Genomic DNA, 21,107 nt, shown 5'->3' with positions numbered 1-21,107 from the left:
GGTGTCGCTGCGGGCGGCGGAAGCGGCGGGCGCCGGCAGCGGCGGGCGGCAGCGGCGGCCGGTCTGGGCGCGATCAGCCCGCCGCGGCCGGTCTGGGCGCGATCAGCCCGCCGCGGTCGGCCTGGGCGGGATCAGCCCGCCGCCGCCCGCCTCATCGCCGCCGCGTCGTCGCGGTCGCGCAGCGTGCCGTCGTCCCGCCGCCACCGCTGGTGGAGGTCGGCGAGGCGGTCGCGGTCGAGTTCGACGCCCAGGCCCGGGGCGTCGGACACCGTGACGCGGCCGGCGTGGAAGCGGGGCGGGGCGGTGACGACGTCCTCGGTCTGCCACGGGTAATGGGTGTCGCAGGCGTGGTCGAGGCGGGGCAGGGTCGCGGCGACCTGGGTCATCGCGGCGAGGCTGATGCCCAGGTGGGTGTTGGAGTGCATGGACAGCCCGATGCCGTAGGTGCGGCAGAGCGCGGCGAGTTCGCGGGTGCGGTGCAGCCCGCCCCAGTAGTGGTGGTCGCACAGCACGATCCGTACGGCGCCGCGCGCGAAGGCCTCGGGCGCCTCCTCGAAGGTGGTGACGCACATGTTGGTGGCGAGCGGCACATCCGTACGGGCGGCGATCTCGGCCATCGCGTCCGTGCCGGCCGCCGGGTCCTCCAGGTACTCGAGGACGTCGCCCAGCTCACGGGCGACGGCGAGCGAGGTCTCCACGGACCAGGCGCCGTTGGGGTCGAGCCGCAGCGGCCGTCCGGGGAACTCCTCGGCGAGGGCGCGGATCGCGGCGGCCTCCTGGTCGGGCGGGAAGACGCCGCCCTTGAGCTTGAACGAGCCGAAGCCGTAGAGCCGGTCGAAGCGGCGGGCCTGTTCGACGACACCGGCCGGGTCGAGGGCCTCGCCCCACGCGTCGGGCGTACCGCCGGGATGGGCGGCCCACTTGTGGAAGAGGTAGGCGCTGTAGTCGACCTCGTCGCGGAGCTTGCCGCCGAGGAGGGCGTGGACGGGCAGGCCGAGGGTCTTGCCGAGGGCGTCCAGGCAGGCGGTCTCGACGGCGGAGACGACGGAGAGGCGCAGCTTGTCGGCGGTGCGGGCGCCGCGCAGTCCGCCGGCGTCGACGCGTTCGTCGGTGTCGCCGGCCGCGGCCGGGCCGCACACCTCGGCGGCCAGCGCGAACAGACCGTTCACGTCCGTGACCGGGCGGCCGGGCAGCGCGTCGGCCAGCCGGCGGGCGGGGCCGAGGTAGACGGTGTCGCCGTAGGTCTCGCCGAGGCCGGTGACGCCGCCCGCCGTGACGACTTCCACGACGAGGCGCGGGGTGAAGGGCTGGTGGACGCCCTGGGTGTTGAGGAGCGGCGGGTCGGCGATGAGGATCGGGGTCAGCCGGACATGGTCGATGCGCAGCGCTGAATCCATATGTGAACCCTATTCACGCAGAGGGACGGAGCACCAGGCTCGCGCAGGCCTTTTCCCGGGCCCCTCTGGACGACATACCGACTGGTCGGTCATCATGGCGGCGACGCCGACCCACCGGAGGTACGCCTTCATGAGTTCCGACCCGACGCCCGGTCTCGACCCCGAGCGGCTGCGCCGCTTCCTCGACCGCGAGCGGCCCGGCCTCGTCGCCGGCCCCCTGCAGGCCCGGCTGATCGAGGGCGGCCGCTCGAACCTCACGTACGTCGTGACCGACGGCACCCGGCGTTGGGTCGTGCGCCGCCCGCCGCTCGGCCACGTCCTCGCCACCGCGCACGACATGAAGCGCGAGCACCGGGTCATCAGCGCGCTGCGCGAGACCGCCGTGCCCGTGCCGGAGACGGTCGTGCTGTGCGAGGACGAGTCGGTGCTCGGAGCGCCGTTCTACGTCATGGAGTTCGTCGACGGCACGCCGTACCGCTCCGCCGCCGAACTCGCCCCGCTCGGCGCCGAGCGCACCCGCGCCGCCGTCCTCGGCCTCGTCGACACCCTCGTCGGCCTGCACGCCGTCGAGCCGGCCGCCGTCGGGCTCGACGACTTCGGCCGGCCCGAGGGCTTCCTCGACCGGCAGCTGCGCCGCTGGGGCAAGCAGCTCGCCGCCTCCCGGGGCCGCGAACTGGCCGGCATCGACGAGCTGCACGCGGCCCTCGGCCGCGGTCTGCCCAGCTCTCCCGCGCCCACCGTCGTCCACGGTGACTACCGGCTCGACAACGTCCTGATCGGCGCGGACGACACCATCAAGGCCGTGCTCGACTGGGAGATGTCGACGCTCGGCGACCCGCTCACCGACCTCGGGCTGCTGGTCATGTACAGCACGCCGCTGGACCTGCCGGACTCGCCCGTCTCCACCACCGCCACCGCCGCCGGCCACCCGAGCGCCGCCGAGCTGGTCGAGCGCTACGCCGCCCGCTCCGGCCGGGACACCGGAGCCATCTCCTGGTACACGGCCTTCGCCTGGTTCAAGCTCGCCGTGATCCTGGAGGGCATCCACTACCGCTACACCCTCGGCCAGACCGTCGGCGCCGGCTTCGACCGCATCGGCGGACTCGTGCCCGTCTTCATTGAGCACGGCCTCACCACCCTCCAGGAAGGCTGATCCGCATGGACTTCGCGTTCGACGCCCGCACCGAGGAACTGCGGGCGAAACTCCTCGCCTTCATGGACGAGCACGTTTATCCGGCCGAGGCCGTGGCCCACGAGCAGCGGGCGCTCCTCGCCTCGCCCTGGGACACTCCCGCCGTCGTCGAGGACCTGAAGGCCGAGGCCCGCCGCCAGGGCCTGTGGAACCTCTTCCTGCCCGACGAGGAGTACGGCGCCGGGCTCACCAACCTCCAGTACGCGCCGCTCGCCGAGATCACCGGCCGCAGCCCGCAGCTCGCGCCCACCGCCCTCAACTGCGCCGCGCCCGACACCGGGAACATGGAGGTGCTCGCCCTCTTCGGCGACGAGGCGCAGCGCAAGCAGTGGCTGGAGCCGCTCCTTGCGGGCGAGATCCGGTCCGCGTTCGCCATGACCGAGCCCGAGGTGGCATCGTCCGACGCGACCAACATCGAGACCCGGATCCGCCGGGACGGCGACGAGTACGTCGTCGACGGGCGCAAGTGGTACATCTCCGGGGCGATGAACCCGGACTGCAAGATCTTCATCGTGATGGGCAAGACGGATCCGGACGGCTCCGACATCCGCCGCCAGCAGTCGATGATCCTCGTGCCCCGCGACACGCCCGGCGTCGAGGTGCGGCGCGCGATGCAGGTCTACGGCTACGAGGACCACTACCACGGCGGTCACGCCGAGGTGGTCTTCCACGGCGCCCGGGTCCCGGCCGCGAATCTGATCGGCGAGGAGGGCGGCGGCTTCGCCATCGCCCAGGCCCGCCTCGGACCGGGCCGCATCCACCACTGCATGCGGCTGATCGGCATGGCCGAGCGGGCCGTGGAGCTGATGTGCCGGCGCGCGGTCTCCCGTACCGCCTTCGGCAAGGCCCTCGCCCAGCAGGGCGTCGTGCAGAACTGGATCGCGGACGCCCGGGTGACCATCGAGCAGCTGCGGCTGCTCGTGCTCAAGACGGCCTGGCTGATGGACACCGTCGGCAACCGGGGCGCCCACACCGAGATCCAGGCGATCAAGATCGCGACTCCGCGGGCGGTCGTCGACATCATCGACAAGGCGGTGCAGGTGCACGGCGCCGGCGGTGTCTCCCAGGACTTCCCGCTCGCCGAACTGTGGGCCGGGGCGCGGACCCTGAAGCTGGCGGACGGCCCGGACGAGGTGCACCAGCGGTCGCTGGCCCGCCGGGAACTGAAGAAGTACCTCTGACGGACCGGGACGCCCGCTTCCGGGACGCCCCCTTGGAGGGTGTCTAGGCGAGCCGGTCGCGCGGGGCGGAGCCGCCCGGCGCGGCCGGCGGCGGCGTGCCCTGGAGCGAGGAGGCGGCGAGGACGGGCTCGGGGGCGGGCGCGGGCTCGGGCGCCGCGACGGCGACCGGGGCCGCGACGGCGGCGACGAGGGCGAGGACGGCGGCGGCGCGCAGGGTGTGCTTCAGCACGGCGGGGCTCCGTTCGGGGCGGGACGCGGGTGGTGCGGACGCGTCGATCCTCCCGGGCGCCGCCGCACCCGCGCCTCCGCCCGTGGTCCCGGTCCCCTCCCCCGTACGGGCGAGACGCGGTCCCGCTACGGGCGCAGGGCCCGCAGCAGGAGGTCCGCCAGGTGGTCGGCGACCTGCTGCGGGGCGAGCGGGCCGTCGGGGCGGTACCAGGTCGACAGGTGGTGGACCGAGCCGAAGTGGTAGTCGACGACCAGGTCGGCGGGCGTCGCCGTGGAGAACTCGCCGGCCTGCTGGCCCTCCTCGATCAGGGCGCGGAACCGCTCGTGGTAGCGCCGCCGCTCGGCGCGTACCTGCTTGTTCTTCTCCGGGCTGAGGTGGTGCATCGAGCGGAAGAAGATCGCCGCGTCGTCCAGGTTCTCGATGGTGGTGACCACGACGTCGGCGGCGGCGGCCCGCAGCCGCTCGCCGACCGGCGCGTCGGCGCCCGCGAGGGCGTCCAGGCGCTCCTGCTGGAGGCGCAGCACCCGCGCGTACACCTCCTGGAGCAGGTCCTCCTTGGAGCCGAAGTAGTGGTAGAGCGCGCCCTTGGTGACGCCCGCCGCCTCCACGATCTCCTGGACCGAGGTCCGGTCGTAGCCCTGCTCGGCGAAGAGCCGGGTGGCGGCGGCGAGGAGTCTTTGGGGAACGGGCGTGCCGTTCCCGTCCGTCGTCCTGGCCATGCCGTGCCGCCTTTCGTTCGTGCTCGTACTCGTACGCGTACCCGTGCCCGGGCCCGAACCCGTGTGCGTGTCCGGGCCCGCGCTCGTCGTGCTCATGTCCGGGACCGCAGGTCCCGCCTGAGGATCTTCCCACTTGTCGTCTTGGGCAGCTCCGGCAGGATCTCCACCTCGCGCGGGTACTTGTACGCGGCGAGCCGCTGCTCGCAGTAGGCGGAGAGCTCGGCGGGCTCGGCCGTCGCGCCCGGGCGCAGGCTCACGTACGCCTTGACGCTCTCGCCGCGGTAGGCGTCCGGGACGCCGACGACGGCGGCCTCGCGGACGGCCGGGTGGGTGTAGAGGACGTCCTCGACCTCCCGCGGCCAGACCTTGAACCCGGAGGCGTTGATCATGTCCTTCTTGCGGTCGACGACGTAGAGCCAGCCGTCCTCGTCCATGAAGCCGATGTCGCCGGTGCGCAGCTCGCCGTCGGGGAAGGCGGCGGCGGTGGCCTCGGGCAGCCGCCAGTAGCCGGGCACGACCTGGGGCCCGCGGACGGCGATCTCGCCCTGCTCGCCGAAGGGCACGTCGGCGCCGTTCTCGTCGACGATGCGGACGACGGTGTCGGGGCCGGGCACGCCGACGGACAGGGTGCCGGAGACCGGGTCGACGGGCGCCTCGTGCTGCGGCGGTACGGAGGCGCAGGGCGCGGTGCACTCGGTGAGGCCGTAGCCGTTGCGCAGGTACGGGCCGAAGCCGGCGCGGAACTTCTCGACGAGCGCGGGCGGGACGGGCGCGCCGCCGGAGGACATGACCAGGAAGGAGGAGAAGTGGTCGGGGGTCGCGGCCGGGTGGGCGGCGAGCGCCATGTAGGCCGTGGACGGGCCGACGGTGTACGCGGGCCGGTGCTCCAGGAAGGCGTCGAGGACCACGCCGGCCTCGAAGCGGTAGGCGAGGGCGAGGGTGCCGCGGTTGGCGAAGCAGACGGCGAGTTCGCAGACGAGTCCGGTGATGTGGAAGAGCGGGGCGAGGACGAAGTAGACGGCGCCGGGCGGCACGGGGTGGCCGGTGCGCTGCCGTTCGGCGTTGTGGACGATGCCGCGGTGGAGGTTGAGCGCGCCCTTGGGCGTGCCGCTAGTGCCGGAGGTGTAGCTGATCAGGGCGATGTCGTCGGTGGTGAGCTCGCGGCCGGCCGGGGCCGGGTGTCCGGCGCGGGCGACGGCGAGGAGGTCGTCGGCGAGGTCGCCGGGCTCCGCCGGGACGGGCTCGAAGCCGAGGACGCGCGGGTCGTCACGGGTCTGGAGCCCGCGCTCGTCCGCGGTGAGGGCGATCCGGACGACCGCCTCGGCGGCGGTGTCGCGGAGGTAGCCGGCCCAGGCGCGGTCGGAGCAGATCAGGGCGGTGGCCCCGGAGTCGCGCAGCGCGTGGCCGACCTCGCCCGCCTTGTACATCGGGTTGAGCGGGACGACCGTGGCGCCGGCCTTCCAGGCGCCGAGCAGCGCGAGGACGAAGTGCGGGCTGTTCTGGAGCTGGAGCGCGACCCGGTCGCCGCGGCCGACGCCGCGGGCGGCGAGGTGTCCGGCGACGGAGTCGGACAGGGCGTCGGCCTCGCGGTAGGAGATCCGGCCGTCGAAGTAGGCGAGGGCCGGGTGTTCGGGAGTGCGGGCGGCGGCGGCCCGGAAGGCGTGCAGGACGGTGGGCGGCGGGCTGACGGGCGCCCGCTGGGCTTCGCTGAGCCGCCCGAGCCACGGCTTCGCCGCGTAGATGCCCGTCGTACCGGTGTCGTCGCTCATGCGCCCGTCCCTTCCCACTTCCGCTGGATGTGGTTCATGTTGCCGAGCCACCGTTCGGGGTCACCTGCCCGGGCCCGGTAGTAGTCGGCGACCTCGGGGTGCGGCAGGACGAGGAAGCGGTCGTCGGCCATGGCGGTGAAGAGGGCGTCGGCGACGTCCTCGGGCTCGACGGCGGTGGGCGCGAGGACGAGTTCGCCGGCCGATCCGGCAGCGGTGAGCATGTCCGTACGCACGCCCTGCGGGCAGATGGCGTGGACCTTGAGGCCGCGGTGGCGGTAGGTCAGCGAGAGCCATTCGGCGAAGGCGTACGCGCCGTGCTTGGAGACGCTGTACGGGGCGGCGCCGATCATCGTGAGCAGTCCGGCGGCCGAGACCGTGGAGACGAAGCGGCCGGCGCCGCGCTCCAGCCAGTCGGGCAACAGGGCGCGGGCGGCCCGGACGTGCGCCATCACGTTGACGTCCCAGGCGGCGGCCCAGACCTCCTCGTCGGCGAAGGCGTCGCCGGGCGAGGCGAGTCCGGCGTTGGCGCACCAGACGTCGATCGCGGCGCCGCGGGCGGCGAGCGCGGCGCGGGCCTCCTCGACGACGGCGGAGGCGTCGCCGGGCACGGCGAGGGCGCCGATCTCGTCGGCGACGGCCTTGGTGCGGCCGGGGTCGATGTCGTTGACGACGACGTGCGCGCCCTCGGCGGCGAACCGCCGGGCGAGCGCGGCGCCGATGCCGCCTCCCGCACCCGTGACGACCACTCCCGCGCCCTGCACCGTACTCATCCGGCCCACCTCTCCGTTGCGGCTGTCCCGGCAGACTAACCAGTCGGTATGTGCGGACGGAAGTCCCTGGGGCACGCCTCGTTCCGCGCGGGCCGATCGGGCGCTAGCGTGCGTGCCCATGTCACGGAAGGCGATCAAGGAGGTTTTTCCATGAGCCTGTCCAGACGAGACCTGCTGGCGGCGGGCGGTGCGGTGGCGGCCGGGACGGCGGCCGCGAGCGCCGTGACGGCCGCTCCGGCGGCCGCCGACGCGCCGGCCGGCCGCGGCCGCCGCGTCCGCACCGGCTTCGAGCGGCTCGCCGCCGACGGATACGCGCCGCTCGCCGGGCAGCGGGTCGGCGTGGTCACCAACCCGACCGGCATCACCGCCGACGCCCGGCACGTCGTGGACGTGATGCACGCCGACGAGCGCGTGGACCTGGTCGCGGTCTTCGGACCCGAGCACGGCTTCCGCGGCACCGCGCAGGCCGGCGGTTCGGAGGGCCGCCACGACGACCCGGCGACCGGCCTGCCGGTCTACGACACGTATCTGAAGAGCGGTCAGGCGCTCGCCGACGTGTTCGCGGCCTCGGGCGTGGACACGGTGGTGTTCGACATCCAGGACGTGGGCGCCCGCTTCTACACGTACATCTGGACGCTCTACGACTGCATGGCGGCGGCCGCGCTGGCGGGCAAGCGCTTCGTCGTCCTCGACCGGCCGAATCCGGTGACCGGGCGGGCCGCGCTCGGACCGGTCCTGGACCGGGCGTTCGCGACCTTCGTGGGCCGCGAGCCGATCGCGCAGGCCCATGGCATGACGGTGGCGGAGCTGGCCCGGCTGTTCAACGGGGAGTTCCTGGCGAGGCCGGTGCCGCTGGAGACGGTGGCGGTGAGCGGCTGGCGGCGCGGCGACTTCTTCGACGCGACCGGCCTGCCGTGGGTGCCGCCGAGCCCGAACATGCCGACCGCCGACACCGCGCTCGTCTATTCGGGCACCTGCCTCTTCGAGGGCACCAACCTGTCCGAAGGCCGCGGCACCACCCGCCCGTTCGAGCTGCTCGGTGCGGAGGGCGTCGACGGCCGGTGGGCGGAGGCGGCGAACGCGCTCGGTCTGCCGGGCGTCCGCTTCCGCGAGGCGTACTTCGCGCCCACCTTCTCCAAGTTCCAGGGCAGGACGGTCGGCGGGGTGCAGCTGATGGTGTCCGACCGCGAGGCCTTCGACCCGGTACGGACCGGGATCGCGCTCCTCGTCACCGCGCGGCGCGTCTGGAGCGGCTTCGCCTGGCGGCCGGACAACTGGATCGACAAGCTGACCGGTTCGAGCCGGGTGCGCACGATGATCGACGCGGGCGCGGCGGCGGACGAGGTGGCCGCGGCCTGGGAGGCGGACCTGGCGGCGTTCCGCGCGGTGCGGCGGGAGTACCTGATGTACCACTGACGGGTGCGGACCAGGCGCGGATCCCGGCGGCGCGCCCGCGCGGCCGACGACTGGCCGTCGCTCCGGGCGGGAAGAATGGCCGGGCAGGCCGGTGCGGCGGCTCGCGCGGCGGCCGGGCGCAGCGGCGCTCCTCGACGCGGAGGGACGGGGCCATGACGGTGACGAGTGTCGAGCCGTACCGCGAGGTCGTCTTCGACAAGGACGGCCACGGGCCGGCCGGCCAGGCGGCGGCGCTGGCGGAGCTGGCCCGGCGGGGATGCGCGGACCTGGTGCTGTTCACGCACGGCTGGAACAACTCGCCGTCGGTCGCGACGGGTCTCTTCGACCGTTTCTTCCAGCCGTTTCCCGGCGTGGCCGGGCCGGGCGCGCGGCTCGGCTACGCGGGTCTCGTCTGGCCCTCGATGATGTTCTCCGACGAGCCGGTGCCCGACTACTCGGCACTGGCCGCCACCGTGCCCGGGCGGACGGCGGTGGTGGCGCGGCTCGCGCGGCTGCTGGAGGAGGAGCCGGCCGAGGAGGCCGCGTTCGCGGAGTTCGCGGCGCTGCTGCGGGAGCTGACGGGCCTCGAGGAGGAGGGCCTGGTGGCGGCCGAGGCGCCCGCGTTCCTGGTCGGGGACCCGCTGACGGTGTACGCGATGTTCGCCGACGCGCGGGAGAGCGAGGAGGGCGCGGAAGGCGGGGCGGGCGCGGCGGGTGCGGCGGGCCCGGCCGGCGGCGCGGGCCCGGCCAGTGGGGCGGGCGCGGAGTCGTTGTTCGGCGGCGACCGGGTCAAGCGGCTGTGGAAGGGCGCCAAGGAGGCCCTGCGTCAGGCCACGTACTACACGATGAAGCGCCGCGCGGGTGTCGTCGGCGAGCACGGCCTCGGCCCGCTGCTCGGCGAACTCGCGCGCACGGCATCGTCGTTGCGCGTCCACCTGGTGGGCCACAGCTTCGGAGGCCGGCTCGTCGCCCACGCCCTGCGCGGTCTGCCCGCCGGCGCCCGGAACGTGAAGTCGGTGACCGTCCTCCAGGGCGCCTTCTCCCACTACGCCTTCGCCGCCCGCCTCCCGCACGCGCCGGACCGCGGCGGCTCCCTGCGCGACCTCCAGACCCGCGTCGACGGCCCGCTGGTCGCCTGCCACTCCCGCCACGACACGGCGCTGCGGGTCTTCTATCCGCTCGCCTCCCGTCTCGCCCGCGACGACGAGTCGGTCCTTGGCCTCGCGGACCCGCGCTGGTGGGCCGTCGGCTACGACGGCGTCCAGTCCGTCCCGCACACCTCCGCCCGCACGCTTTCGGCCGTTCTCCGCGAGGGCCTGCCCGGCGCCGGCTGCGTGAGCGTGGACACCGCCGAGGTGGTCTCGGAGCACAGCGACATCTGCCATGCCGAGCTCGCGGCGGTGGTGGCGCGGGCGGGCCGTTTCGGCTGACGAGGCGTGTCCCACCGGCCACTTCCGGCCCTGTGATGGCTGCCATCGGATATTCGATGGAACAGGACGGGCCGCTCGTTCGTCCCTCTCATATCGCCGAAGTACCAGCGACGGAGGTGGCGGCTCATGGCCGGGTTCCGGAGTCTCGCGAGACAGGTCCGCGATCCGAGGAGTGACAGGGCGCTGCGAAGGTATTCGCTGCGCAAATGCCTGGAGCGGTTCGCTCCTTACGGGCACCGCGCGACCTGGGACCATCTGTGCCGCAGGCACGGGTTCGGTCCCGAGGACCGGGAGGCGGATCCGGGGCGGCTGGTGGCCGCGCTGGAGGAGCTGGAGGCGGCGCGGGCGGTCTGGCTCGCGTACGAGAGGGAGTTCGCGGACCGGCGGCGGCGCGAGAAACACGGCGGGCTGCGCCGGCCGGCCGGGCTCGACGAGTGGCACCGCCGGATCTGGGGAGGCAACGGCGTGGCGTGGTGCGACGATCCGGCGCGGCATCCGACGGAGCCGCTGCCCCAGGTGGTGGGCCGGCTGGTGGAGGCCCTGCGGAGCGCGCCGGGCGAGCACTGCCCGGTGTGCGAGGGGCCGCGCATCGAGTGGCGGTCGGAGCTGCGTGAGGAGCCGTGGTTCGGCCCGGTGTGCGAGGACTGCGGTGTGCTGATACCGCGGGCCGTGCTGACGCCGCGTGCGCTGGCCCGGACGCGGGGCGGACAGCCGCGCCGGCTGGCGTCGGTGGCCTGATGCTCCAGGTCTGTCTCAACGGGGGCCGCGGGCCCGGGGACGCGGCCGGAGTGCCGGTGTCCCCGGTCGCGATGGCCGAGGCAGCGGCGGCGGCCGTCGCCGCCGGAGCGGACGAGGTGCACGTCCGCCCCAGGACGCCCTGCGGCAGCGGCACGCTCTCGCCGCGCGTCCTCGCCGAGACTCTCACCGCGATCCGCGCGGCCGTCTCCGTGCCGGTCGGCGTGACGACCGACGCGCGCTCGGAGCCCGATCCGGTGCGCCGGCTCGCCCGGGTCCGCTCCTGGACGGTTCTGCCCGACCACGCGGCGGTGCACTGGCACGAACCGGGCGCCGAGGCCCTCGCGTCGGCCCTGCTGGACCGGGGCGTGGCCGTCGAGGCGGTGCTGCGCGCGGACAGCGACGGACCGGCCCGTTTCCTGCGCTCCCCGCTCGCCGGGTACGTGCCGCGGCTGCGCGTCGAGGCGGCCTCCGCGGGCGAGGCGCACGCGCTGCTTGCCGCCCTGGCGCGCTCTCCGCACGCCTGCGCCCGTCCGGTCCTGCTCCACGGGCGCGACGCCGCCGCCTGGCCGCTGCTCCGACTCGCCCGGCGCCTCGGCCTGTCCGCCCGTATCGGCTTGGCGGACACGCTGTTGCTGCCCGACGGCAGTCCGGCGGGCGACAACGCCCGGCTGGTCGCGGCGGCGCTGGCGACGACGGTCGCGGCCTGACGGCCGTCCCGCCGAAAAACCGTTCGCCCGGCGGAACTCGGCCCGGCACAGTGTCCGGTGATGACCACGTCACCGAAACACCACGAGCGACCGGAGTTCTGACATGTCGACGCTGCGCGTCACCGCCGAGACCCTGACCGTCCACGACCATCCGAACGCCGACGCGCTCGAGCTCGCGCAGGTCGGCCTGTATCGCGCGGTGGTCGCCAAGGGCAGCTATCGGACCGGGGACGTGGCGCTCTACATTCCGGAGCAGTCGGTGCTTCCCGCGGCCCTCGTCGACGAGCTCGGCCTCACCGGGCGGCTCGCCGGCAAGGCGAGCGACCGGGTCAAGGCGGTGCGGCTGCGCGGGGAGTTGTCGCAGGGCCTGGTGTGCCGGCCGAAGGCGCTGGACGGCGTCGACCTGAAGCGGGCCGCGGCCGAGGGAACGGACTTCGCGGAGCTGCTCGGCATCACCAAGTGGGCGCCGCCGATCCCGCCGACGATGAGCGGCGACGTGGCGGCGGAGCCGGATCTGCTGCCGTGGGTGGAGATCGAGAACCTGCACCGTTTCCCGGACGTGTTCGAGCCGGGCGAGCCGGTGGTCCTCACCGAGAAGCTGCACGGCACGGCCTGTCTGGTCACCTACCTCGCCGCGGAGGACCGGGTCCTGGTCTCCTCCAAGGGCTTCGGGTCGAAGGGCCTGGCCCTGAAGGAGGATCCGCGCAACCTGTACTGGCGGGCCGTCCACGGCCACGGCGTGCCCGCCGTCGCGGCCCGGCTCGCCGCACGCCTCGGCGCGACCCGCGTCGGGCTGTTCGGCGAGGTGTACGGGGCGGGAGTGCAGGACCTGGCCTACGGGGCGAACGCCCGCGCGGAGGACGGCCTCGGTTACGCGCTGTTCGACGTGTCGGCCGAGATCGACGGCCAGATCCGCTGGCTGGACCCGGCCGAGGTCCTGGAGCCGGGCGAACTGCCGCTCGTACCGCGGCTGCACACCGGCCCGTACGAGCTGGACACCGTGCTCGCGCTGGCGAGCGGCCGGGAGACGGTCTCCGGCCGCGCGCTGCATCTGCGCGAAGGCGTGGTGATCCGGCCGGTGACCGAGCGCTACAGCCCGGTGGTCGGCGGGCGGGCGATCGCGAAGGCGGTCAGCCCGGCGTATCTGACCCGCAAGGGCGGCACCGAGTACGAGTGAGGCCGCCCTCCCGGAACGAGCAGGGGCCCGTCCACGGGGGTGGTGGGCCCCTGCTCCTTTTGCCCGGCCCCTCGCCCGCCGGCCGGTGCCGTGCGGTGGGTCCGGTCCGGCCCTCCGCCTGCCGGCGGGCAAGCAGGCAGGCGCAGTGCGGTCCGGTCAGCCGTCCTTGCGTTCCGGCATCAGGCGCGAGCCGGTCAGCCGCTCGCCGAAGACGTCGTCCGGGTTGGACAGCACGCAGTTCTGCAGCGACAGACAGCCACAGCCGATGCAGTCGCTCAGATGGTCCCGCAGCCGTCCCAGTTGCTTGATCCGCTCGTCGAGCTCGGTCCGCCAGGCCGCCGAGAGCCGCGCCCAGTCCTCGTGGGTGGGCGTGCGCTCCTCCGGCAGCTGGGCGAGCGCGTCACGGACGGTCGCGAGCGGGATCCCGACCCGCTGGGCGGCCCGGATGAAGGCCACCCGGCGGAGCGTGTCGCGGCTGTAGCGGCGCTGGTTTCCGGAGGTGCGGCGGCTGCCGATCAGGCCCTTGGCCTCGTAGAAGTGCAGGGCGGAGACGGCCGCTCCGCTGCGCGCGGACAGCTGGCCGACGGTGAGTTCGTGGATCTTCTCGGGAATCTGCGGCACCCGCCCGAGCCTACGTCAGGCCGCCGGGAGCCCCCGGTCCGTTGACAGGAAGCCGATCCGCCCCACAACATGCTGAGCAGTCGCTTAGAAGCGTTCGCGTGAGAAGGAGCGGGACACATGGCCGAGCCGAGGATCTTCACCTCCGCCGAGGAACTGCGCGCCGGAGTCGGTGAGCAGCTGGGACACAGCGACTGGCTGGAGATCGAGCAGAAGCGGATCGACCAGTTCGCCGAGGCCACCGGTGACCACCAGTGGATCCATGTCGACCCGGAGCGCGCGGCCGCCGGCCCGTTCGGCCGGACGATCGCGCACGGCTATCTCACGCTCTCGCTGCTGCCGACCCTGGTACCGCAGATCATGCGGGTCGAGGGCATGAAGATGGGCCTCAACTACGGCACCAACAAGGTCCGTTTCCCGGCGCCCGTGCCGGTCGGCTCGCGGCTGCGCGCCTCGGCCGTGCTGACCGAGGTGACGGAGGCCGGCGGCGGCGTGCAGGTGACGGCGACGGTGACCGTGGAGCGCGAGGGCGGCGACAAGCCGGTCTGCGTCGCCGAGTCGGTCTCGCGCTACTACTTCTGAACGCCGACCATGCGCAGCACGAGGTCGGCGTAGAGCGCGCCGACCTCGTCGGGTGTGTGGCGGCCCTGGGTGTTGAACCAGCGGGAGACGTCGATGCACAGGGACAGCACCGCCACCGCCGTGCCGGCCACGTCCGGCACGTCGAACTCGCCCGCCGCGACGCCCTCGTTGATGATCCGCCGCACGGTGGCGTCCGTCTCGCGGCGCAGCGCCACGATCTCGGTGCGGTGCTCGGGTCCGAGCGCGTCGAGTTCGTACTGCACGACCCGGGCGGTGGTGTGCCGCTCGGCGTGCCAGCGGACGAAGGACCGTACGGCGTCGGCGAGCCGCTCGGCGGCCGTGCCCTCGGCGTCGGCGGCGGCCCGCAGGATCTCCAGGGCCTTGTCGTGACCGATCCGGCTGATCCGGTGGAGCAGCTCTTCCTTGGTCTTGTAGTGGATGTAGAGCGCGGCCGGGCTCATGCCGGCCCGGCCCGCGATGTCACGGGTCGTGGTGGCGTGGTAGCCGCGCTCGGCGAACGCCTCGACGGCCGCGACCAGCAGGCGCCGGGCGGCCTCGGGCGTGACCTCGCCCCACGGCACGTCCTCGCCGTCGGGCGTCTCCTCCGCCGCGCTCATCGCACACTCCTTCTCGGGCCGTCAGGGACGAACACCATACAACGACGGTGAGCAAGCGCTTAGAGATCGCGGCGCGCGCTCAGGACTCCTGCCGGTCGCGGACGACCTTGGCGAGGGTGAAGGCGGAGGTGGTGAGGTAGAGGACCGCGACCGCGAGGAAGGCGCGGACCCAGGGGCTGGCGTCCAACTTGTAGATCCCGACGGTCACCGCGAGGAGGGCGATGCCGAAGGAGACGACCGCCTGGACGTAGTAGGCGGCGGTGTTCTGCTGCTTGGCCTGGTGCTGCGGCCTGACCGGATAGTCGCTCATGCCCGACAGCATCGGGCGGATGTGGCCCGCGCCACATCCGCCCGGATACTCACGTCGGCGCCGGAGGTACTCAGAACGCCGACACGCCGGTCAGCGCCCGCCCGATGATGAGCTTCTGGATCTGACTGGTGCCCTCGTACAGGGTCATCACGCGGGCGTCCCGCAGCAGCTTGCCGACCGGGTACTCGTCGATGTAGCCGTAGCCGCCGAAGACCTGCAGGGCGTTGTTCGCGGAGCGGACGGCGGCCTCGGAGGCGAACAGCTTGGCCTTGGAGGCGGCCGTGGCGAAGTCCTCGCCGCGGTCGACGAGGTCGGCGACCCGCCAGGTCAGCAGCCGGGCCGCGTCCACGTCGACCGCGATGTCGCTGATCAGCTCCTGGACGAGCTGGTAGGAGGCGATGGGCTTGCCGAACTGCTCGCGCTCGCCCGCGTAGCGCACCGCCGCGTCGAGGGCGGCCTGGGCGATGCCGACGCATCCGGCGGCCACCGACATCCGGCCCTTGGCGAGGGCCGACATGGCGACGGAGAAGCCCTTGCCCTCCGGCCCGAGCAGGGCGCTCGCCGGGACGCGGACGTCCTTCAGGACCAGTTCGGCGGTGGCCTGGCCGCGCAGGCCGAGCTTGCCGTGGATGGCGGTGCGGTCGAGTCCGGGAGTGTCGGTGGGCACGAGGAAGGCGGAGACGCCCTTGGGCCCGGGGACGTCGCCGGTGCGGGCGAAGAGCAGCACGACGTCGGCCCAGGTGCCGTTGGTGATGAACATCTTGCTGCCGTTGATCACATAGGCGTCGCCGTCGCGTACGGCGCGGGTGGCGAGGTTCCCGGCGTCGGAGCCGGTGCCCGGTTCGGTCAGGCCGAAGCAGCCGACGGCGTCGCCCGCGGTGAGCCGGGGCAGCCAGTTCCGCTTCTGCTCCTCGTCGCCCCAGGCGGCGACGGTCTTGGCGACCAGACCCAGGGAGACGGAGACGATGCCGCGGACGGAGGAGTCGCCGCGGCCCAGCTCCTCGGTGACCAGGCAGTACGACAGGTGGTCGCCGCCCGAGCCGCCGTACTCCTCGGGGATCGTCAGGCCGAGGAAGCCGACGGCGCCGAGCTTCTTCACGATCGCCCTGTCGACGTTCTCGGCGCGGTCCCACGCGACGGCGTGCGGAGCGACCTCGCGGGCGACGAAGTCCCGCGCGAGCTGCCGTACGGCCTCCTGCTCCTCGCTGAGCTCCAGGTTCATGGCGTCACCCCATCGGTCCGGGCCCGGGCCCGCCGGCTGCGGCCGCCCGAGATTTAATTACCACTGCTAGTTTTCTTGGCCCCGCCTACTATGTGCGCCATGGCCCGACCGCGCAAGCCCCTCCTCAGCCGAGACCGCATCGTCGCGACGGCGGGCGCGCTCGTGGACGCCGAAGGTCTGGAGGCCCTCTCCACCCGGCGGCTCGCGGCCGAACTGGGCGTCAGCGGCCCTTCCCTCTACAACCACTTCGGCACCAAGGACGAGATCCTGGACGCCGTCGCCGACGCGGTCAGCGCCAAGGTCGACCTGTCGATGTTCGCGCCCGACGACCCGCGGGACTGGCGCACCGCGCTGCACGACTGGGCCGTCTCCTATCGCGCGGCGCTGGCCGACCATCCGAACCTGGTGCCGCTGCTCGCCCAGGGCCCGGGCCGCCGCCCGGCCGGTCTCAAGGTCGCGGACGCCGTCTTCGGCGCGATGGTGCGGGCGGGCTGGCCGCCCGCGCAGGCCACCCGGATCGGCGCCCTCATGCGCTACTTCATCACCGGCTCCGCCCTCGGCTCCTTCGCCCGCGGCTTCGTCGACGACGAGGGCGCCTACGACCCGGCCGACTACCCTCACCTGGGACAGGCCCACCTGCTCGCCGAGCACCGCGAGCAGGTCGACCGGGGGGCGTTCGACACGGGGCTGCGGGCGCTGCTCGACGGGCTGACGACGCAGTACGAGGCGGGGGTACGGGGACAGTGGACCAGGCAGGACACAGCGAGCGGCTCGTAGCGGCGGTGGGGGCGGGGGACGCGGAGGAGATCGGCCGGCTGCTGTACGAGGGCGCCGGGCCCGACACGCCGGGGACGGACGGACTGCCCGTGCTGTGCGCGGCGGTCGCCGCGCACGACGCCAGGGCCGCCGACGCCCTGATGCAGGGCGGGGCCGATCCGGACCACCCGCTCCCGGACGGTTCGACCCCGCTGCTGCGGGCGATCGCGGGAGGTTCCTACGCGGTCTTCATGGAGGTGCGCGGAAAGGACCCCGCGCTGCGGCTGCGCGGGCCCGCCGGCGAACGCGCCCTGGCCACCGCCCGCGAGGCGGACCGGCGTTGCCGCACCGCGCCGCCCGGTCCACGGACCGTGGTGCAGGACGGCACCTGGGGACAGGTGGAGGAACTGGTCCTGGACGGGCGGACGGTCCGGGCCGGGCACCCGGCGATCCTGACCGAGCTCGAACGGGCGCTGGGCGTCCGCACTCCGTTCGGGGAACTGGCCGACCGGGCCGCGGCGCGGCACGACCCGGACCACGTCGACTGGTGGAGCGCCCTGCACGTGGTCATCGGGCGGCACGACCGGAGCACCCGCGACGCCGTCGCCGCACTGACGCACCATCCCGACCCGTACCACCGGCGGTTCGCCGCCGAGGTGCTGCGCTGCCAGACCCTGTTCGAGGACGAGGCGGACACTCCGTACGCGGAGGAGAACAGCGCACTCCTCGCGCGCTGGGCGGCCGAGGAGGCCCACCCCGGCGTCCTCGCGGACGTGCTGTTCGCCTGGGCGAGCGAGCACGAGCACCCGGACCTGGTGGCGACCGGCCTGCGGTACGCGGACCACCCGGACCCGGCGGTCCGCGCGGCCGTACCGGGCTGCCTCGCGGAGGCGGCGCTCACGCCCGTGCCCCGGGGCGCGCTGCTGGGCCTCTCCCGCGACCCGAGCGCCGAGGTGCGCAGGACCGTGGCCGCGGTCCTCGGGCGCGCGCACGACGGATCGCCCGACGTCCGCGCCGCCCTGGTGGCACTGGCCCGCGACCCCGACGCCGAGGTGCGCCGGAGTGCGGCGGAGTGCCTGGCCGAGTCCGCGGACCACGCTCCCGAGATCGCCGACGCGCTCGCCGACCTGCGCGACCCCGAGCACCAGACCGCGCGCCTCGTCGCCGCCTACGGCCTGATGCTGCGGGAGGATCCGCGCACGCCGGAGGCGGTCGGCCGGATCGGCGACGACAGGACCGACATCTGGTGGGACCACCGCTGGGACCGGGTGTGGGAGTGGGACCGGAACCGCAGGCAGCGAGAGAGTTCGGCCTCGGCCGAACAGTGACTGCGGCATCCTGAGGTCATGGCCGCCAAAGACCTCGCCTCGCTCGCCGCGCTGTTCGCCGACGAGACCCGCGCCGCCTTCGTGCTCGCCCTGCTCGACGGGCGGGCCTGGACCGCCGGCGAGCTGGCCCGGCACGCCCGGGTGGCGCCGTCCACGGCCAGCGAGCACCTCGGCAAGCTCGTGGCGGGCGGAGTCCTCGCGGAGGAACGCCAGGGCCGGCACCGTTACGTACGCCTCGCCGATCCCGCCGTCGCGCATCTCGTCGAGGATTTGGCCGCCCGCTCGGAGCCGGCCGTGCCCGAGGCGCCGCGCGGGCTGCGGGCCGCGAACGCCGGGCAGGCGATGGCGCGCGGGCGGACCTGCTACGACCACCTCGCCGGCCGGCTCGGCATCGCCGTCACCGAGGCGATGACCGCCCGGGGACTGCTGCGCCAGGACACCGGCTTCGCGCTCACCGACGCCGGTCTCGCCTGGTTCGAGGGGCTCGGGATCCCGCTCGCGGCCAAGGGCCGGCGGCCCGTCGCGCGCGGCTGCCTGGACTGGACCGAGCGCAAACCGCATCTCGCCGGGCTCGCGGGCGCGGCGCTGTGCCGGCACGCCATGGACGCCGGGTGGTGCGTACGGATCGGGTCCGAGCGGGCGGTGAAGGTGACCGCGGACGGGGAGCGCGCGCTGCACGCGGCCCTGGGCATCGAGCCGGCGGCCCTGCGTTGACCCGGCCCGCGCCGCCGGCGCCCGGTCGCGCCCGCGATATTGCGGTGCCCGCCGAACGGTCCGCGCCCTACGGTCGTCCCATGCCGAACCGAACCTCCCGTCTCGCGCTCGCCGCCGCCGGTGTCACCGTCGTCCTGTGGGCCTCCGCCTTCGTCTCGATCCGCAGCGCCGGGGCCGCCTACTCCCCCGGCGCCCTCGCCCTCGGGCGGCTCCTCGCCGGCTCCCTCGTCCTCGGCGCCGTCCTGCTGATACGGCGCGAAGGGCTGCCGCCGCGCGCGGCCTGGCCCGGGATCGCCGTTTCCGGACTGCTGTGGTTCGGCGCCTACATGGTGGTGCTCAACTGGGGCGAGCAGGAGGTCGACGCGGGCACGGCCGCCATGGTCGTGAACATCGGCCCGATCCTGATCGCCCTGCTCGGCGCGCGGTTCCTGAAGGAGTCGCTGCCGCCACGGCTGCTCGCCGGCATGGCGGTGTCCTTCGCGGGCGCCGTCGCCGTCGGACTGTCCATGTCGGGCGGCTCGGGCGAGGGCCACGCCTCGGTGCTCGGCGTGGTGCTCTGTCTGCTCGCGGCGATCGCGTACGCGGGCGGCGTCGTCGCCCAGAAGCCGGCCCTGGCACACGGCAGCGCGCTGCAGGTGACGACCTTCGGCTGCCTGGTGGGCGCGGTGGCCTGTCTGCCGTTCGCCTGGCAGCTCGTGGAGGAGGCCGGCCGGGCCCCGCTGTCGGCGACCCTCAACATGGTCTACCTCGGCGTGTTCCCGACCGCCCTCGCCTTCACCACCTGGGCCTACGCCCTGGCCCGTACGACCGCCGGGCGGATGGGCGCGACGACGTACGCCGTGCCCGCCCTGGTGGTGCTGATGGCGTGGGTGCTCCTCGGCGAGCTGCCGGGGCTGCTCACCCTCGGCGGCGGCGCGCTGTGCCTGGCGGGCGTGGCCGTGTCGCGGTCCCGGCCGCGGGCGGTGGCGAAGCCCGTGGCCGTACCGGAGCCGTGACGGAGCGGGCGTGACGGCTCAAGACCGCGACGGCTCACGACCGTGACGGGCTAGAAGACGACCAGGGCTCGGCCGCCCTTGCCCGCGAGCATGTTGTCGAAGGCGCCCGGGATGCCGTCCAGGGTGATGCGTTCGGTGACGAGGGCGCCGAGGTCGAGGCGGCCGGCGCGGATGTGACCGGCGAGGACCGGGAGGTCCTCGGCCGGGTTCGAGTTGCCGTAGACGCAGCCGGACAAGGTGCGGCCCCAGTGGAAGATCTCCAGGGCGTTGAAGGTGACCTGCTGGTCCTTGCCGCCGATGCCGACGACCGTGGTGCGCCCGCCGCGGCGGGTGGAGTCCCAGGCGGCACGGATGGTGGCGGCGCGGCCGACGCACTCGACGGCCACGTCGGCGCCGTGACCGCCGGTCAGCTTCCGTATCTCCTTGGCGGTGGTGTCGGAGGCGACGACGTACTCCGTGGCACCGGCCGCCCGCGCCAGGGCCTCCTTCTCGGGCGAGACGTCGACGGCGACGATCGTCGAGGCCCCGGCGATCCGGGCGGCCTGGAGCGTGGCGAGGCCGACGCCGCCCACGCCGAACACGGCGACCGACTCGCCGGCCCGGACCCGGGCCGAGTGGTGGACGGCGCCCCAGCCGGTGAGGACGGCGCAGCCGAGCAGCGCGGCGTCGGTGAGCGGCACTCCGTCGGGCACGGGCAGCACGCAGTTGGCCGCGACGACGGTCTCCTCGGCGAACGCGGCCACGTTGAGCCCGGGGTGGAGCTCGGTGCCGTCCTCGGTGCGGGCGTACACGTTCGCCGCGCCGGTCAGCGCGTCGGCGCAGAGCCACACCTCGCCGAGCGAGCAGGCGTGGCAGGTGCCGCAGGACGGCGCCCAGTTGAGGACGACGCCGTCGCCGGGAGCGACATGGGTGACGCCCTCGCCGACGGAGACGACCGTGCCCGCGCCCTCGTGGCCGAGGACGGCCGGGACGGGCACCCGCATGGTGCCGTTGGACAGCGACAGGTCGGAGTGGCAGACGCCGGCGGCGGCCAGGCGGACCCGGACCTGGCCGGGGCCGGGCTCGGGCAGTTCGATGCCGGTGATCTCCAGAGGAGAGCCGACGGCGGGCAGGACGGCGGCGCGGATCACGCGGGGGACTCCTTCGGTACGGACGACGCGGGTACGGCGCGGGGCTCGGGGCGGGAACGCTCGCGGGCTCGGGGCGGGGCGCCCGCAAGGCCCGCGGCGGGACGTTCAGGGCGCGGGAGCGCTCGCGGGCG

22 protein-coding genes are annotated in these 21,107 nt (G+C 74.2%); 12 read left to right on the top strand and 10 right to left on the bottom strand.

What is annotated here, in order from left to right; all coding sequences use genetic code 11:
• Positions 1 to 131: 131 nt before the first annotated feature.
• Complete coding sequence (locus ACIGO8_RS19170; RefSeq protein ID WP_399731639.1) at positions 132 to 1,397, bottom strand: enolase C-terminal domain-like protein; 1,266 nt, start codon at positions 1,395 to 1,397, stop codon at positions 132 to 134.
• 130 nt (positions 1,398 to 1,527) lie between these two features.
• Here ACIGO8_RS19170 and ACIGO8_RS19165 point away from each other — a divergent pair, with 130 nt between their 5' ends.
• Entirely contained in the window at positions 1,528 to 2,550 is a 1,023-nt protein-coding gene (locus ACIGO8_RS19165) for a phosphotransferase (protein WP_399731636.1), read from the top strand.
• A 5-nt stretch (positions 2,551 to 2,555) separates the two neighbouring features.
• Entirely contained in the window at positions 2,556 to 3,770 is a 1,215-nt protein-coding gene (locus ACIGO8_RS19160; protein WP_399731633.1) for an acyl-CoA dehydrogenase family protein, read from the top strand.
• 43 nt (positions 3,771 to 3,813) lie between these two features.
• On the opposite strand, the gene ACIGO8_RS19155 is transcribed toward ACIGO8_RS19160, so the two are convergent.
• From ACIGO8_RS19155 to ACIGO8_RS19140, 4 genes are all read right to left on the bottom strand, one after another.
• On the bottom strand, positions 3,814 to 3,999 hold the full coding sequence (locus ACIGO8_RS19155) for a hypothetical protein (protein ID WP_399731630.1): 186 nt from the start codon (positions 3,997 to 3,999) through the stop codon (positions 3,814 to 3,816).
• A 125-nt stretch (positions 4,000 to 4,124) separates the two neighbouring features.
• Positions 4,125 to 4,718 carry a TetR/AcrR family transcriptional regulator gene (locus tag ACIGO8_RS19150; protein ID WP_399731627.1) on the bottom strand — a complete coding sequence of 198 codons (594 nt, stop codon included), beginning with the start codon at positions 4,716 to 4,718 and terminating at the stop codon, positions 4,125 to 4,127.
• Between the two features lie 92 nt (positions 4,719 to 4,810).
• The gene (locus tag ACIGO8_RS19145; RefSeq protein ID WP_399731625.1) at positions 4,811 to 6,487 is read right to left on the bottom strand and encodes a class I adenylate-forming enzyme family protein; all 1,677 of its coding nucleotides are present in this window, start codon (positions 6,485 to 6,487) and stop codon (positions 4,811 to 4,813) included.
• Positions 6,484 to 7,257, bottom strand: coding sequence for an SDR family oxidoreductase (locus ACIGO8_RS19140; RefSeq protein ID WP_399731622.1), 774 nt, complete (start codon positions 7,255 to 7,257; stop codon positions 6,484 to 6,486). Before ACIGO8_RS19140 ends, ACIGO8_RS19145 begins: the two co-directional genes overlap by 4 nt.
• Before the next feature lie 150 nt (positions 7,258 to 7,407).
• On the opposite strand from ACIGO8_RS19140, the gene ACIGO8_RS19135 reads away from it, so the two are divergent.
• The 5 genes from ACIGO8_RS19135 to ACIGO8_RS19115 all read left to right on the top strand — a co-directional run bounded on the left by ACIGO8_RS19135 (position 7,408) and on the right by ACIGO8_RS19115 (position 12,704).
• The gene (locus ACIGO8_RS19135) at positions 7,408 to 8,673 is read left to right on the top strand and encodes an exo-beta-N-acetylmuramidase NamZ domain-containing protein (RefSeq protein WP_399731619.1); all 1,266 of its coding nucleotides are present in this window, start codon (positions 7,408 to 7,410) and stop codon (positions 8,671 to 8,673) included.
• A gap of 152 nt (positions 8,674 to 8,825) precedes the next feature.
• Positions 8,826 to 10,082 (top strand): serine-threonine protein kinase, encoded by a 1,257-nt coding sequence (locus tag ACIGO8_RS19130; RefSeq protein ID WP_399731616.1) that lies wholly within the window; start codon positions 8,826 to 8,828, stop codon positions 10,080 to 10,082.
• A 126-nt stretch (positions 10,083 to 10,208) separates the two neighbouring features.
• The gene (locus tag ACIGO8_RS19125) at positions 10,209 to 10,820 is read left to right on the top strand and encodes a hypothetical protein (protein ID WP_399731614.1); all 612 of its coding nucleotides are present in this window, start codon (positions 10,209 to 10,211) and stop codon (positions 10,818 to 10,820) included.
• Positions 10,820 to 11,527 carry a 3-keto-5-aminohexanoate cleavage protein gene (locus ACIGO8_RS19120; RefSeq protein ID WP_399731611.1) on the top strand — a complete coding sequence of 236 codons (708 nt, stop codon included), beginning with the start codon at positions 10,820 to 10,822 and terminating at the stop codon, positions 11,525 to 11,527. Before ACIGO8_RS19125 ends, ACIGO8_RS19120 begins: the two co-directional genes overlap by 1 nt.
• Positions 11,528 to 11,630: 103 nt before the next feature.
• Positions 11,631 to 12,704 carry an RNA ligase (ATP) gene (locus tag ACIGO8_RS19115; RefSeq protein WP_399731608.1) on the top strand — a complete coding sequence of 358 codons (1,074 nt, stop codon included), beginning with the start codon at positions 11,631 to 11,633 and terminating at the stop codon, positions 12,702 to 12,704.
• A 156-nt stretch (positions 12,705 to 12,860) separates the two neighbouring features.
• Here ACIGO8_RS19115 and soxR read toward each other — a convergent pair whose 3' ends face one another.
• Positions 12,861 to 13,325, bottom strand: a complete 465-nt coding sequence (soxR, locus tag ACIGO8_RS19110) for a redox-sensitive transcriptional activator SoxR (RefSeq protein ID WP_399731605.1) — start codon at positions 13,323 to 13,325, stop codon at positions 12,861 to 12,863.
• A gap of 117 nt (positions 13,326 to 13,442) precedes the next feature.
• Here soxR and ACIGO8_RS19105 point away from each other — a divergent pair, with 117 nt between their 5' ends.
• A complete protein-coding gene (locus ACIGO8_RS19105; RefSeq protein WP_399731602.1) occupies positions 13,443 to 13,904 on the top strand; it encodes a MaoC family dehydratase in 462 nt (153 codons plus the stop codon).
• Here ACIGO8_RS19105 and ACIGO8_RS19100 read toward each other — a convergent pair.
• From ACIGO8_RS19100 to ACIGO8_RS19090, 3 genes are all read right to left on the bottom strand, one after another.
• Positions 13,895 to 14,521: a TetR/AcrR family transcriptional regulator gene (locus ACIGO8_RS19100; protein WP_399731599.1), complete on the bottom strand. Its 627-nt coding sequence runs from the start codon at positions 14,519 to 14,521 to the stop codon at positions 13,895 to 13,897. The two genes, ACIGO8_RS19105 and ACIGO8_RS19100, sit on opposite strands and share 10 nt — an antisense overlap.
• 79 nt (positions 14,522 to 14,600) lie before the next feature.
• The gene (locus ACIGO8_RS19095; protein ID WP_399731596.1) at positions 14,601 to 14,831 is read right to left on the bottom strand and encodes a YiaA/YiaB family inner membrane protein; all 231 of its coding nucleotides are present in this window, start codon (positions 14,829 to 14,831) and stop codon (positions 14,601 to 14,603) included.
• A gap of 70 nt (positions 14,832 to 14,901) precedes the next feature.
• Entirely contained in the window at positions 14,902 to 16,053 is a 1,152-nt protein-coding gene (locus tag ACIGO8_RS19090; protein WP_399731593.1) for an acyl-CoA dehydrogenase family protein, read from the bottom strand.
• Positions 16,054 to 16,143: 90 nt separating this feature from the next.
• Here ACIGO8_RS19090 and ACIGO8_RS19085 point away from each other — a divergent pair, with 90 nt between their 5' ends.
• The 4 genes from ACIGO8_RS19085 to ACIGO8_RS19070 all read left to right on the top strand — a co-directional run bounded on the left by ACIGO8_RS19085 (position 16,144) and on the right by ACIGO8_RS19070 (position 19,846).
• The gene (locus ACIGO8_RS19085; RefSeq protein WP_399732412.1) at positions 16,144 to 16,830 is read left to right on the top strand and encodes a TetR/AcrR family transcriptional regulator; all 687 of its coding nucleotides are present in this window, start codon (positions 16,144 to 16,146) and stop codon (positions 16,828 to 16,830) included.
• Positions 16,797 to 18,137, top strand: coding sequence for a HEAT repeat domain-containing protein (locus tag ACIGO8_RS19080; protein WP_399731589.1), 1,341 nt, complete (start codon positions 16,797 to 16,799; stop codon positions 18,135 to 18,137). Before ACIGO8_RS19085 ends, ACIGO8_RS19080 begins: the two co-directional genes overlap by 34 nt.
• Before the next feature lie 18 nt (positions 18,138 to 18,155).
• Entirely contained in the window at positions 18,156 to 18,851 is a 696-nt protein-coding gene (locus ACIGO8_RS19075) for an ArsR/SmtB family transcription factor (protein ID WP_399731586.1), read from the top strand.
• Between the two features lie 80 nt (positions 18,852 to 18,931).
• Entirely contained in the window at positions 18,932 to 19,846 is a 915-nt protein-coding gene (locus ACIGO8_RS19070; protein ID WP_399731583.1) for a DMT family transporter, read from the top strand.
• A 50-nt stretch (positions 19,847 to 19,896) separates the two neighbouring features.
• Here ACIGO8_RS19070 and ACIGO8_RS19065 read toward each other — a convergent pair whose 3' ends face one another.
• Positions 19,897 to 20,976 carry a Zn-dependent alcohol dehydrogenase gene (locus tag ACIGO8_RS19065; protein ID WP_399731580.1) on the bottom strand — a complete coding sequence of 360 codons (1,080 nt, stop codon included), beginning with the start codon at positions 20,974 to 20,976 and terminating at the stop codon, positions 19,897 to 19,899.
• Between the last annotated feature and the right edge of the window lie 131 nt (positions 20,977 to 21,107).

It is taken from the genome of Streptomyces sp. NPDC053493 (genome assembly GCF_044544825.1).
Lineage (GTDB): Bacteria > Actinomycetota > Actinomycetes > Streptomycetales > Streptomycetaceae > Streptomyces.
The sequence above is the reverse complement of the archived record's forward strand: the minus strand, read 5'-3'. Positions and strand labels throughout refer to the sequence as shown.

Excerpts from the sequence above, each read along its gene's own strand:
- ACIGO8_RS19115 (WP_399731608.1), top strand. The coding sequence starts at position 11,631 with ATGTCGACGCTGCGCGTCACCGCCGAGACCCTGACCGTCCACGACCAT.
- ACIGO8_RS19170 (WP_399731639.1), bottom strand. The coding sequence starts at position 1,397 with ATGGATTCAGCGCTGCGCATCGACCATGTCCGGCTGACCCCGATCCTC.
- ACIGO8_RS19090 (WP_399731593.1), bottom strand. The coding sequence starts at position 16,053 with ATGAACCTGGAGCTCAGCGAGGAGCAGGAGGCCGTACGGCAGCTCGCG.
- ACIGO8_RS19120 (WP_399731611.1), top strand. The coding sequence starts at position 10,820 with ATGCTCCAGGTCTGTCTCAACGGGGGCCGCGGGCCCGGGGACGCGGCC.
- ACIGO8_RS19150 (WP_399731627.1), bottom strand. The coding sequence starts at position 4,718 with ATGGCCAGGACGACGGACGGGAACGGCACGCCCGTTCCCCAAAGACTC.
- ACIGO8_RS19070 (WP_399731583.1), top strand. The coding sequence starts at position 18,932 with ATGCCGAACCGAACCTCCCGTCTCGCGCTCGCCGCCGCCGGTGTCACC.
- ACIGO8_RS19130 (WP_399731616.1), top strand. The coding sequence starts at position 8,826 with ATGACGGTGACGAGTGTCGAGCCGTACCGCGAGGTCGTCTTCGACAAG.
- ACIGO8_RS19135 (WP_399731619.1), top strand. The coding sequence starts at position 7,408 with ATGAGCCTGTCCAGACGAGACCTGCTGGCGGCGGGCGGTGCGGTGGCG.
- ACIGO8_RS19160 (WP_399731633.1), top strand. The coding sequence starts at position 2,556 with ATGGACTTCGCGTTCGACGCCCGCACCGAGGAACTGCGGGCGAAACTC.
- ACIGO8_RS19100 (WP_399731599.1), bottom strand. The coding sequence starts at position 14,521 with ATGAGCGCGGCGGAGGAGACGCCCGACGGCGAGGACGTGCCGTGGGGC.
- ACIGO8_RS19140 (WP_399731622.1), bottom strand. The coding sequence starts at position 7,257 with ATGAGTACGGTGCAGGGCGCGGGAGTGGTCGTCACGGGTGCGGGAGGC.
- ACIGO8_RS19165 (WP_399731636.1), top strand. The coding sequence starts at position 1,528 with ATGAGTTCCGACCCGACGCCCGGTCTCGACCCCGAGCGGCTGCGCCGC.
- ACIGO8_RS19075 (WP_399731586.1), top strand. The coding sequence starts at position 18,156 with ATGGCCGCCAAAGACCTCGCCTCGCTCGCCGCGCTGTTCGCCGACGAG.
- ACIGO8_RS19145 (WP_399731625.1), bottom strand. The coding sequence starts at position 6,487 with ATGAGCGACGACACCGGTACGACGGGCATCTACGCGGCGAAGCCGTGG.
- ACIGO8_RS19085 (WP_399732412.1), top strand. The coding sequence starts at position 16,144 with ATGTGCGCCATGGCCCGACCGCGCAAGCCCCTCCTCAGCCGAGACCGC.
- ACIGO8_RS19125 (WP_399731614.1), top strand. The coding sequence starts at position 10,209 with ATGGCCGGGTTCCGGAGTCTCGCGAGACAGGTCCGCGATCCGAGGAGT.
- ACIGO8_RS19095 (WP_399731596.1), bottom strand. The coding sequence starts at position 14,831 with ATGAGCGACTATCCGGTCAGGCCGCAGCACCAGGCCAAGCAGCAGAAC.
- ACIGO8_RS19105 (WP_399731602.1), top strand. The coding sequence starts at position 13,443 with ATGGCCGAGCCGAGGATCTTCACCTCCGCCGAGGAACTGCGCGCCGGA.